General features: G+C 72.3%; 12 protein-coding genes. 9 read left to right on the top strand and 3 right to left on the bottom strand.

What is annotated here, in order from left to right:
- The first annotated feature begins 101 nt into the window (after positions 1-101).
- Positions 102-719, top strand: a complete 618-nt coding sequence (locus tag ABIC53_RS09145) for a TetR/AcrR family transcriptional regulator (protein ID WP_282502148.1) — start codon at positions 102-104, stop codon at positions 717-719.
- Positions 720-737: 18 nt separating this feature from the next.
- Here ABIC53_RS09145 and ABIC53_RS09140 read toward each other — a convergent pair whose 3' ends face one another.
- Complete coding sequence (locus ABIC53_RS09140; RefSeq protein WP_354452203.1) at positions 738-1,727, bottom strand: o-succinylbenzoate synthase; 990 nt, start codon at positions 1,725-1,727, stop codon at positions 738-740.
- A 47-nt stretch (positions 1,728-1,774) separates the two neighbouring features.
- Between ABIC53_RS09140 and ABIC53_RS09135 the strand changes: the two genes are divergently transcribed.
- Genes ABIC53_RS09135 through ABIC53_RS09125 form a run of 3 tightly spaced genes read left to right on the top strand, consistent with a single transcriptional unit; the run spans position 1,775 to position 4,832 of the window.
- Positions 1,775-2,674, top strand: coding sequence for a 1,4-dihydroxy-2-naphthoyl-CoA synthase (locus tag ABIC53_RS09135; RefSeq protein WP_274178468.1), 900 nt, complete (start codon positions 1,775-1,777; stop codon positions 2,672-2,674).
- 17 nt (positions 2,675-2,691) lie between these two features.
- Entirely contained in the window at positions 2,692-3,852 is a 1,161-nt protein-coding gene (locus ABIC53_RS09130) for an AMP-binding protein (RefSeq protein ID WP_354451214.1), read from the top strand.
- A gap of 11 nt (positions 3,853-3,863) precedes the next feature.
- Complete coding sequence (locus ABIC53_RS09125; RefSeq protein ID WP_354451212.1) at positions 3,864-4,832, top strand: 1,4-dihydroxy-2-naphthoate polyprenyltransferase; 969 nt, start codon at positions 3,864-3,866, stop codon at positions 4,830-4,832.
- An 18-nt stretch (positions 4,833-4,850) separates the two neighbouring features.
- On the opposite strand, the gene ABIC53_RS09120 is transcribed toward ABIC53_RS09125, so the two are convergent.
- Positions 4,851-5,111, bottom strand: coding sequence for a DUF4229 domain-containing protein (locus ABIC53_RS09120; protein WP_112616729.1), 261 nt, complete (start codon positions 5,109-5,111; stop codon positions 4,851-4,853).
- Between the two features lie 53 nt (positions 5,112-5,164).
- On the opposite strand from ABIC53_RS09120, the gene ABIC53_RS09115 reads away from it, so the two are divergent.
- Positions 5,165-5,569, top strand: coding sequence for a PLD nuclease N-terminal domain-containing protein (locus ABIC53_RS09115; protein ID WP_274178470.1), 405 nt, complete (start codon positions 5,165-5,167; stop codon positions 5,567-5,569).
- A 1-nt stretch (position 5,570) separates the two neighbouring features.
- Complete coding sequence (gene menD, locus ABIC53_RS09110; protein WP_354451209.1) at positions 5,571-7,382, top strand: 2-succinyl-5-enolpyruvyl-6-hydroxy-3-cyclohexene-1-carboxylic-acid synthase; 1,812 nt, start codon at positions 5,571-5,573, stop codon at positions 7,380-7,382.
- 34 nt (positions 7,383-7,416) lie between these two features.
- Here the strand turns inward: menD and ABIC53_RS09105 are convergent, their stop codons facing one another.
- Entirely contained in the window at positions 7,417-8,709 is a 1,293-nt protein-coding gene (locus ABIC53_RS09105; RefSeq protein ID WP_354451207.1) for an isochorismate synthase, read from the bottom strand.
- 25 nt (positions 8,710-8,734) lie between these two features.
- On the opposite strand from ABIC53_RS09105, the gene ABIC53_RS09100 reads away from it, so the two are divergent.
- The 3 genes from ABIC53_RS09100 (at position 8,735) to ABIC53_RS09090 (ending at position 11,234) form a co-directional block, all read left to right on the top strand.
- Positions 8,735-9,277: a DUF402 domain-containing protein gene (locus tag ABIC53_RS09100; RefSeq protein ID WP_354452201.1), complete on the top strand. Its 543-nt coding sequence runs from the start codon at positions 8,735-8,737 to the stop codon at positions 9,275-9,277.
- A 115-nt stretch (positions 9,278-9,392) separates the two neighbouring features.
- On the top strand, positions 9,393-10,130 hold the full coding sequence (ubiE, locus tag ABIC53_RS09095) for a bifunctional demethylmenaquinone methyltransferase/2-methoxy-6-polyprenyl-1,4-benzoquinol methylase UbiE (protein WP_112616737.1): 738 nt from the start codon (positions 9,393-9,395) through the stop codon (positions 10,128-10,130).
- Positions 10,131-10,178: 48 nt separating this feature from the next.
- A complete protein-coding gene (locus ABIC53_RS09090; protein ID WP_274178473.1) occupies positions 10,179-11,234 on the top strand; it encodes a polyprenyl synthetase family protein in 1,056 nt (351 codons plus the stop codon).
- The last annotated feature ends 40 nt before the right edge of the window (positions 11,235-11,274 follow it).

Here is an 11,274-nt window from a genome sequence, read left to right as displayed (position 1 = left end):
CATGGTTGTTCGATACAGCGCTGTATCCGATACACCAATGTATCCTAGGTTGATCACCCATCGATCAGGCTGGACGATCGGTGTGAAACACGAGGAGCACCATGGATGCCGAGGCCCGCCCGGCCACCCGCAGTCGCGAGAACACGCGCGCCCGGCTGCTGGACGCCGCCGCCGAGGTGTTCGCCGAGGTGGGGCTGGATGCCGCGTCGGTCGAGGCCGTCTGCGACCGCGCCGGATTCTCGCGCGGCGCCTTCTACTCGAACTTCGACTCCAAGGGCGAGCTCTTCCTCGCCCTGGTCGAGCGGTCCTCCAGCGAGAAGCTCGACCTGGTCGCCGACCGCGTGCGCGCCCTCGACCGCACCGCGGCGCCCGACCCGTCCTCGCTCGTCCCCCAGGTCGTTGGCGTCTCGCTCGCCGGCATGGAGCCCCGGCTGGTGTCCGAGCTGCGCACGCAGGCTCTGCGCGACGAGAGGATGGCCGAGGCGTACCTTCGCCTGCAGGACGGCATCGTCGAACGGGTCCGGGTGATCGTCGACGACATCCGGAAGGTCTACGAGCTGCGGTTCCGGCTGCCGGTCTCGGAGGTCGCGCAGCTCATGGTCGACCTCTCCGATGCAACGTGCGAGCGGGCGGCGGTCGAAGGGCTCGGCGAACCCGAGACGACGCGGCTGCTGCACGAGCGCATCGGGCAGCTCGCGACCGCGCTCCTCGACGCCTGAGGCCCGAGCGACCTGCGCTCAGCGCGCCTGTGCGAGCACCGCGTGGCAGCGCTCGAGCCGCTCGCGCCACCACCGCTGCCGCTCCGCGGGCGGGGCGAGCGCGGCGACGGCATCCCGGTCGACCGTGACCCGTCCGGTCGCGAGCTCACCCGAGAGCGGACGCAGGGCGGGGGTCGCGACGTCGTCGACGAAGAGGGAGGCCGTTCCCAGGCCGCAGTCGAAGTCGAGGTCGGGCAGGGCCGCCGCCAGGGTGACCCCCATCGACAGGCCGACGCTCGTGTCGAGGGCGCTCGAGACCACCGCGGGTAGACCCGCCTCTGCCACCAGAGCGAGCGCACGCCGGACGCCGCCGAGCGGCTGCGCCTTGATGACGAGCAGATCGGCGGCACCGGCTCGCGCCACCGCGAGCGGGTCGTCGGCCTTGCGGACGCTCTCGTCGGCGGCGATGGGAATTCCCATGTAACGCACACGGCGGCGCAACTCGGCGAGCTCCTCGACGCTCGCGCACGGCTGCTCGACGTACTCCAGGTCGTACTCCGCCAGGGCGTGGAGCGCGTGCTCGGCCTCGTCGAGGTTCCACACGCCGTTCGCGTCGATCCGTACACGTCCCTCGGGGCCGAGCGCCTCGCGGACCGCCCGCACGCGGGCGACGTCGTCGGCGAGCACCTGGCCGCGCTCCGCGACCTTGACCTTGACCGTGCGGCATCCGTCGTACCGCGAGAGCACCTCGGCGACGCGCTCGGCCGCGACGGCCGGCACGGTGGCGTTCACGGCGACGCGCTCGCGGACCTGCGCGGGCATCGCGGTCCAGCCGAACTCGAGCGCGGCGGCCAGCCAGGTCGCGGCCTCACCGTCGTCGTACTCGGTGAACGGCGAGAACTCCGTCCAGCCCTCCGGCCCCTCGAGCAGCAGCGCCTCTCGCACGTCGACGCCGCGGAAACGCGTCGTCAGCGGCAGCGCCACGACGTGCGATCGGTCGAGCAGCTCGGCCAGGGAGGGGAGGGGCAGGGCGGGGTCCACGCGTTCATCCTCCCACCGCGGCATAGGCTGGCGGCATGGTCTCGGAACTGTTCGATCCCGCGGAATGGTCGCTCGCCCCCGGGGCGGACGCCTACACCGACATCACCGCTCACATCTCGACCGACGGGCGCATCGCGCGCATCGCGTTCGACCGTCCCGAGGTGCGCAACGCCTTCCGCCCGCACACGGTCGACGAGCTGTACCGCGCGCTCGACATCGCGCGCCAGGACCCGCGCATCGGCGTCGTGCTGCTCACCGGCAACGGTCCGAGCGCGAAGGACGGCGGCTGGGCGTTCTGCTCGGGCGGTGACCAGCGCATCCGTGGCCGCGACGGCTACAAGTACAGCGATGACGAGAGCGCGGTCGCCGATCCGGCCCGGGCCGGGCGCCTGCACATCCTCGAGGTGCAGCGCCTCATCCGGTTCATGCCGAAGGTCGTCATCGCCGTCATTCCGGGTTGGGCTGCGGGCGGCGGGCACTCCCTGCACATCGTGTGCGACCTCTCGATCGCCTCGGCCGAGCACGGCCGGTTCAAGCAGACCGACGCGGATGTCGGGTCGTTCGACGCCGGGTACGGCTCGGCGTACATGGCGCGGCAGGTCGGCCAGAAGATCGCCCGCGAGGTGTTCTTCCTCGCGGAGGAGTACTCCGCGCAGCGCGCCTACGAGATGGGCGCGGTCAATCGTGTCGTTCCGCACGCCGAGCTCGAGCGCGAGGCGATCGCGATGGCCCGCACGATCCTCGGCAAGTCGCCCACCGCGATCCGCATGCTGAAGTTCGCCTTCAATGCGATCGACGACGGAATGGTCGGCCAGCAGGTGTTCGCGGGCGAGGCGACGCGGCTCGCCTACGGCACCGACGAGGCCGTCGAGGGGCGTGACGCCTTCCTGCAGAAGCGCGACCCCGACTGGTCGCCCTACCCCTACCACTTCTGAGATGGCTCGCCTCTGACATGGCGGTCGACCTCGTCCCGGTCGCGTCGGAGCCCCGCGCGGTGCTCCGGGCCCTTCGGCAGACCCTCGACGGTGCCGGGCCGGCGCTCGCCCTCGGCGCGCCCGCCGGCACGAGCGCTCCGGCGCAGGCGCCGCCGGGAACCGTCGCCGTCGTCACGACGTCGGGGTCGACGGGGGTGCCCAAGAGCGTCGTGCTCAGCCGTTCGGCCCTCATCGCCAGCGCCGCGTCGACCGCGGCCCGCATCGGCGAAGGGCGCTGGCTCCTCGCCCTGTCGCCCGGGTACGTGGCGGGGCTGCAGGTGATGGTGCGCAGCCTCCTCGCGGGGCACCAGCCGGCCGTCCTCACGGGGTCGTTCTCGCCCGCCGCCTTCGCCGCGGTCACCGCGTCGACGCACTCGAGCGTCGGCGGGCAGCGTGCGGCGACGTTCACCTCGCTGGTACCCGCCCAGCTGGCCGATCTGCTCGATGCGGCCGAGACGAATGCCGCCGTCGCCGACGCCCTGCGGGCCTACGAGGCGATCCTGGTGGGCGGGCAGGCGCTCCCGGCGTCGCAGCGCGAGCGCGCCACGCGGTTGGGGGCGCGCATCGTGCGCACCTACGGCTCGACGGAGACGAGTGGCGGATGCGTCTACGACGGCGTCCCGCTCGACGGGGTAGGGGTGCGGATCGTGTCCGGCGAGGTGCAGCTCTCGGGCCCCATGCTCGCCGACGGCTACCTCGGCGAGCCCGACCGCACGGCGGCATCCTTCATCGTGGACGACGGTGTGCGCTGGTACCGCACCGGCGACGCGGGGGAGTTCGACGAGAACGTGCTGCGGGTGACCGGGCGCGTCGACAACGTCATCATCTCGGGTGGCGTCAACGTCTCGCTCGACCGCGTCGAGGCCGTCGTCCGGGAGCGACCCGGACTCGCGTCGGCCGTCGTCGTCGCGACGGCCGACGAGCGATGGGGGCAGGCGTCCGCCGTCGTCGTCGAGATCGCAGCGCTCGCCGAGATCGGTGCCGACGAGTCGGCTCTGCTGTCCGAGATCCGGGACACGGTCGGCGACCGGCTCGGCAAGCCGGCGCGCCCCGCACGGGTCGTCCCGGTCGAGCACATGCCGGTGCTCGCGAGCGGAAAACCCGACCGTGCGGCGTTGCGTCGCATGCTCGCGATCTAGGATGATCCCTCGTGGCTCGCTCGTCTCGCTCCCCGAAGTCGTCTCGTCCCGCGCCGCGCGGCGGTAACCCCGCCAAGCGCGGCCTCGTCTCGGCTCCGCCGCCGCGGAAGGCGACGGCTCGCGACTGGATCGGCGCGGCGCGGCTGCGCACCCTGCCGCTCGCGATCACCCCGGTTCTCATCGGCACGGGGGCGGCGATGCTCGTCGACCGCGACCTGCACTGGGTCATCGCGCTGTGCTGCCTCGTGGTCGCGGTCGCACTGCAGATCGGCGTCAACTACGCCAACGACTACAGCGACGGCATCCGGGGCACGGACGATGTGCGCGTGGGTCCCGCGCGACTCACCGGCGGCAAGCTGGCGAAGCCCCGAACGGTGCTCATCGTCGCCCTCGGGTTCTTCGGTATCGCCGCCGTCGCCGGCATCGCGATCGTCGTGCGGACGGGGCACTGGTGGATGCTGCTGGTCGGGGCCGCCTGCGTCGTCGCGGCGTGGTTCTACACGGGTGGCAAGCGCCCGTACGGCTACGCGGGTCTCGGCGAGCTCTTCGTCTTCGTCTTCTTCGGCATTGTCGCAACCGTCGGCACGACCTTCGTCCAGGCCGGATTCGTTCCCCAGGAGAGCTGGTTCGGCGCGGTGGGCGCTGGGCTCCTCGCGTGCGCCGTGCTCCTGGCGAACAACCTGCGCGACATCGACCAGGACCGCATCGCAGGCAAGCGCACCCTGACGGTCCTGATCGGCCGGACGGCGACGCGCATCGTCTTCACCCTGTTCGTCCTGGCGTCGTTCGCGATCGCCGTGCTGCTCGCCCTGGTCTATCCGATCGCCTGGCTGAGCCTCTTCGCGCTGCTGCCGGCTCTGTCGGCGATCCTCATCGTCTGGACGTACCGCCAGCCGCGTGAACTGGTCGTCGCCCTCGCGCTGACCTCGTTGACGTCCGTCGCGTACGGCGCGTTCCTGTTCTGGGCCTTCGTCGGCTGAGGCCCGGAAGATCTGAGGTCAGGACGCGGCGTCTTCGGCCTCGGCATCGGTCTGGGCGCCGGAGCGGCGGCGCGTGCGTCGTTCGGCGAGGCCCGAGGCGACATCGTCGAGCGGCCGGCGCAGGAAGATCATCGACAGGCTCAAGCCGATGAGGGCGGCGAAGATCGCTGAGAGCCAGTAGTACTCGCGCATGATGGGGAACAGCATCATGATGCCGAACGGGACCAGGAAGGCGAGGAGCCGCAGCACCGAGTAGACGACGGCCGAGCGGGCATTCATCCGGCCATTCTACGTCCGGGCCGAGGGTGTCGCCGGACGCCTAGGATGGGGGGATGGCGCGGCTCCTGCTCATCGGTGTGCTGCTGGCACTCGCCTTCTGGGTGTACAGCATCGTCGACTGCGCGCTGCAGGACGCGACCCGTCACCGCGGCGTCAGCAAGCCGGTCTGGATCCTCATCGTGGTCCTGCTGCCCGTGCTGGGCGGCATCCTCTGGTTCGTCGTCGGACGCGCCCGCCGCGCGAGCGCTCCCGTCCGCCGAGCCCCGGACGACGACCCCGACTTCCTCGGCAGCCTCGGGTCGGTGCGAGACCAGGACGAGCGCATCCGCCGTCTCGAGGAGGAGCTGGCGGCCCTCGACGCCGAGGCCGACGACCCTCGCGACGTTCCGCCCGCTTCCTCGTCGTCGAGCGATGACGATGCCGAAGGCCCGGCCGGCTCACGCGGCCCGCGCGCCTGAGATGAACGGCGCCGAACACGCTCCGACGCCGGCGGATCGGGCGCCGGCGACCGACGCCGCCGCTGCACTGCTCGGTGCTCTCGTCGCCGGGGGAGTGCGCCACGTGGTCCTGAGCCCGGGATCGCGCTCCCAGGCGCTCGCGCTCGTGGCGGCGGAATTGGAGCGGCGGGGCCTCATCCGTCTGCACGTCCGCATCGACGAGCGGGTCGCCGGGTTCACCGCGCTCGGTATCGGACGTGACACCCGGATGCCGGCGGCTGTCGTATGCACGTCGGGAACGGCGGTCGCCAACCTGATGCCTGCCGTTCTCGAGGCGCACCACTCCGGCGTGCCGATGCTGCTGCTGACCGCCGACCGGCCGCCGGAGCTGCGCGGCATCGGGGCCAATCAGGCGACGCATCAGCCCGGGATGTTCTCGCGCTTCGTCCGGCTCGAGGTCGACGCCGTGACGCCGCAGGACATCGACGACGCCCCCACCGGGGCGCAGTCGGCGGAGATCGCCGTCCTGGCCGCCGACGCGCTCACCGCGGCGCTCGGCGACCGATCGCGGCCGGCCGGCCCCGTGCACCTGAACCTGCCGTATCGGAACCCGTTGTCGGGCGGCCTCCCGCCGTGGCTCATCGACGCGGACGCCGAGCCCGCGCCCGCCCCGGCCGCCCGCGGCGCCGAGCCGGGCGAAACAGTCGACGCCACAGTGTCGGGCGCGCACTATCAGGGCGGTGGGGGCATCGGCCAAGCCGAACCCCCGATGCCCCTCGAGCCGGTGGAGCTCACCCGCGGGCCGAACACGCTCGTCGTCGCGGGCGCGGATGCCGGTCCGGCGGCGGAGGATCTCGCTCACGCGGGAGGCTGGCCGCTCGTCGCCGAGATCGTCAGCGGTGCGCGGTTCGGGCGCAACCTCGTCCACGGTTACCGTGCGGTGCTCTCCCGCCCCGATCTCGCCGACGCCGTGGAACGGGTCGTCGTGTTCGGGCACCCGACGCTCAGCCGCGAGGTGGCCGCATTGCTTTCGCGACCGGAGGTCGAGGTCTGGGCCGTGCGCGGCCCAGGAGAGGACCTGAATCTCAACGGAACGACGACAGCGGTCGCCGCGGTGTCCGTTCAGCCCGGAGAGGCGGACCGGGCCTGGCTCGGCGCCTGGATGCGCGCATCGCGTGAGGAGGCCGTCGACCTGAGCCCCGCGGCGCCCGATGTCGACGGGCTCGCGTCGGCGGTGCCGCAGGAGCGACTCGGCGCGATCTCGGCGGAGATGGCCGTTCTCAAGGCTCCGCTCGACCGTGAGTCGCTCGTCGACGCCGTCTGGCGGGCGAGCTGGCCGCACGATCGTCTGCTGTTCGCCTCGTCGAGGCTCGTTCGCGTGGCCGACACGGTGCTCGGTGGCAAGAAAGTGCCCGTGCACGCCAATCGGGGGCTCGCGGGCATCGACGGCATCGTCGCCACCGGAATGGGTATCGCGGTCGCGAGCCAGGACGACGCACGGGCGGGCGTGACCCGCGTGCTCACCGGCGACCTGTCTCTGCTGCACGACGTCGGCGCGCTGCTGCTTCCCGGCACCGAGGACGAACCCCGGATCCAGGTCATCGTCGGCAACGACGGCGGGGGCACCATCTTCGACGGGCTCGAGGTCGCCGGCACCGCACCGCCGGAGGCCGCCGACCGGGTGCTCTTCACGCCGCATGAGGCGCGGCTCGAGCAGCTCGCGCTCGCCTACGGGTGGGAGTACCGCCGCGTGACGACGCGCTCCGCGCTCGACCAGGTGCTCACCTCGCCGGTCGGCGGACGTCAGCTCATCGAGGTCCCGCTCGCCCGCTGAGTCGCTCCGCCCGGTGTGCGGCCCGTGCGCCCGCTCAGGCCAGCGCGTCGATGATCGGCCGGAACTTCACGCGTGTCTCGAGCATCTCCGACTCGGGGTCGCTCGCGCCCACGATGCCCGCACCGGCGTAGGCGGTGAAGGGCATCGAGGCGCCGCCGTCGGCGCGGTCGCCGGGACGGAACTGCGCGCACCGCAGCGCGATGGCCCACTCGCCGTCGCCGTGCGCGTCGATCCATCCGACGGGTCCCGCGTACCGTCCCCGGCTGAAGGGCTCGAGGCGGCGGATCTCGTCGAGTGCGTTCGGGGTCGGTGTGCCGGCGACCGCCGCGGTAGGGTGCAGCACGGCGACGAGGTCGAGGGCGGAGGCATCCCCGGCGAGCTCGCCCTCGACGTCGGTCGCCAGGTGCCAGACGTTCGGCAGCTTGAGCATGAACGGCTGCTCGCCGGCGACGAGCGACGAGGTCGACGGGCGGAGTGCGTCGAGCACGCTGCGCACCGCATAGCCGTGCTCGTCGAGGTCCTTCGTGCTGGTGGCGAGGGACAGGGATGCCGCCGTGTCGGCGTCGGCGTCGGCCCCGCGTGCGATCGTCCCGGCGAGGACGCGGGCGGTGACGGTGCCGCCCGACACCGTCACGAGAGTCTCGGGGCTTGCACCGATCAGACCGTCGACCGCGAACGCCCACGTGTCCGGGTACGCCGACGACAGTGCGCGCACGAGGCGCCGGAGATCGGCATCCGCGGGAACGGTGCCGGCGAGATCACGCGCCAGGACGACCTTCTGCAGGTCGCCGTGGAGGATCGCGTCGACGCCCGCGCGCACGATCTCCTGGTAGCCGTCGGGTGTCAGCGCTCCGGGGCCGGTCGTCGCCGACCAGTGCGGGCCGAAGCCGGTCGCGGCGGGGAGGGCGGCATCCGGGTCGGAGCCGTCGGCGGTGATCGCGGTCACCCAGGCGCGTGACCCGCGGCGACCCACGACGAATCGAGGCACCGCGAAGTGCAGCGGCGGTGTCGTGGCGTCGGCGCGGTCGTCGGGGCGGGGATCGAACGGCAGAGCGCCGAACGCGAGGATTCCCGATCCGGGCAATCCGACCGGATCGTCGATCTCGGCGGCGGCGACCGTTCTGCGCCACCAGTCGGCGGCTTCGCGTGGACCGGGGTTCGCGTCGGCTGAGTCGAAGGCCGCGGCAGTGCCGCGCGCCACGAGGATGTCGCCGCGTCGCGACCACACCGTCGGGTGCTGCGGGTCGGCGAACACCAGCAGCTCGTCGGGGGCCTCGATCTCGCGAGTGACCACGCGCAGCCGGGCGGCGGGCGCAGAATCGTTCACTCGACCAGCCTAGACTCGGCGCGTGATGCTCCGCCCCGTGCCGGGAACCCCGATGACCTTCCGCTGGCGCAAGTGGAACGGCGGAACCCACTGGGTGCACGCCTGCACCTACCTCGGAAGCGACGAGCACGGCGACTGGTTCGGCCAGCGCCCCGGCGACCGCAGCAACCGGCCCGGACGCGACTTCGTCGCGACGCATCCGTGCGTGATGCTCCTGCCTCCGGTCGGCGAGTGGGTGCTGACGATGAACGCTCCGCCGCATCCCACCCGCGTGTACATCGACATCGCCTGGGACGCCCGGTGGGACGAGGGCGGCGAGCCCACGGCGATCGACATGGACCTGGATGTCGTCGACTCCGCCACCCGCGGCATCTGGATCGACGACCGCGACGAGTGGGACGAGCATCGCGTCGCCTACGGGTACCCGCGGGAGATCGTCGCCGAGCTCGAGGCCCTGGCCGTCGACCTCGAGGCGGCCGTCACCGCGCACCGAGCGCCCTTCGACGCCCCCACGGCCGCCCATTGGCTCGGCATCCTGGCATCCCTCCCCGCCCCCGCGGGCCCCTGACTCCCGTCCGCCCGCCGAGGTCCCACTCCGGCCGGGAAAGCCGCGCCCATACCCGGCCGAAGTGGGACCTCGCGGGGCGGGGCTGAGCGGGCACAGCCGCGCCTAGACTCGGAGCGTGACCAGCGAGCCCAACCGCGCCGACCTCGGCAAGGACCCGTCGCGTGTGAGCGGCATGTTCGACCAGGTGGCCGGCGCCTACGACCGCACCAACGACGTCCTGAGCCTCGGCCAGGACCGCCTCTGGCGCATCGCGGCCACCCGCGCGATCGACCCGAAGCCGGGGGAGCGCATCCTCGACCTCGCCGCGGGAACGGGTGCGAGCTCGGTCTCGCTCGCCCGCAGCGGTGCCGAGGTCGTCGCCGCTGACTTCTCGCCCGGCATGATCGCCGAGGGCGTCCGCCGGTACGGAGCGCAGGCGCCGGGCGGCGGCATCCCGAACCTGTCGTTCGTCGAGGCGGATGCCACGAACCTGCCCTTCGAGGATGCCGAGTTCGACGTCGTCACGATCTCGTTCGGACTCCGCAACGTCAACGAGCCGAAGAAGGCGCTCGCCGAGATGCTGCGCGTCACCAAGCCCGGCGGCCGCCTGCTCATCAGCGAGTTCTCGCAGCCGCCCTCCCGGGCGTTCGCTGGGCTCTACCGCTTCTACAACGACCGGGTGCTGCCGCTGGTCGCGCGCGCGGTGAGCTCCAACGCCGAGGCCTACGACTACCTCAACGAGTCGATCCGCGATTGGCCCGACCAGCGCACCCTCGCCGGGTGGATCCGCGAGGCCGGCTGGGACGAGGTCGCGCACCGCGATCTGTCCTTCGGCATCGTGGCGCTCCACCGCGCTGTCAAGCCCGCGGTCTGAACCGGCTCGCGCGGATCGGCGCGGTCGCCCGGCCGGTAGGCTGGAGAGGTGACATCGAGCCCATCCGCGCCGCGGCTGGCGAAGCACCTCGGGATGACCGAGCGCATCTTCGCCGGACCCCGCACCCGCAAGCTGCTCGCGACCGTCGAAGCCGGGCTCGAGCGCGTCGAGTCGCGCCTCGGCGATGAGCTCACCGTCAGCGACGCGCTCGTCGACGCCAAGACCCGATACCTCTACGAAGCCGGCGGCAAACGGTTGCGGCCCATGCTGGCTCTGCTCACCGCGCAGCTCGGCGACGGTGCGACCGAGGACGTCATCGCCGGCGCTGCGGCGCTCGAGCTGACCCACCTCGGATCGCTGTACCACGACGATGTCATGGACGGTGCCGACAAGCGACGCGGCGTCCCCAGCGCACACGAGGTGTGGGGGAACAACGTCGCGATCCTCACCGGCGACCTGCTCTTCTCGCGGGCGAGCCAGCTGATGGCGCGCATCGGCGAGCGAGCAATCCGCGTGCAGGCAGACACCTTCGAGCGCCTCGTGCTCGGTCAGATGCACGAGACCATCGGCGCTCAGCCGGGCGATGATCCCGTCGAGTTCTACATCCAGGTGCTCGCCGACAAGACCGGCTCGCTCATCGCCGCTGCGGCGCAGGTGGGCGTGCTCTTCTCCGGCGGGCCGGAGGAGCTGGCCGAGCCGCTGCTCGCGTTCGGCGAGAAGGCCGGCGTCGCCTTCCAGCTGCTCGATGACGTCATCGACCTCTCCGCCGACCCCGAGGCCACGGGCAAGGTTCCCGGAACCGACCTGCGTGCAGGGGTGCCGACGATGCCCTACCTGTTGCTGACCCGCGCCGACGATGCCGCTTCGCGCGAGCTCGCCGCGACGATCGACCGCGGCGTCGCCGAGATCGCGGAGGGAGCCGATCCCGCGATCCTCGACGAGCCGCTCGCCCGCCTGCGCGACCACGAGGTGACGGCCCAGACGCGGCAGCTCGCCGAGAAGTGGGCCGACGACGCCGTCGCGGCCCTCGCACCGTTGCCGACCGGCGCCGTGCGCGACGCGCTGACCCGGTTCGCCGAGGTCGTCGTCGACCGCGCCAGCTGACACAGACCCCCGCTGCGCCCGCGCTCGGGTGCCACCAGGA

This window comes from Microbacterium sp. 1262 (assembly GCF_040544895.1).
GTDB lineage: Bacteria > Actinomycetota > Actinomycetes > Actinomycetales > Microbacteriaceae > Microbacterium > Microbacterium plantarum.
The sequence above is the reverse complement of the archived record's forward strand: the minus strand, read 5'-3'. Positions and strand labels throughout refer to the sequence as shown.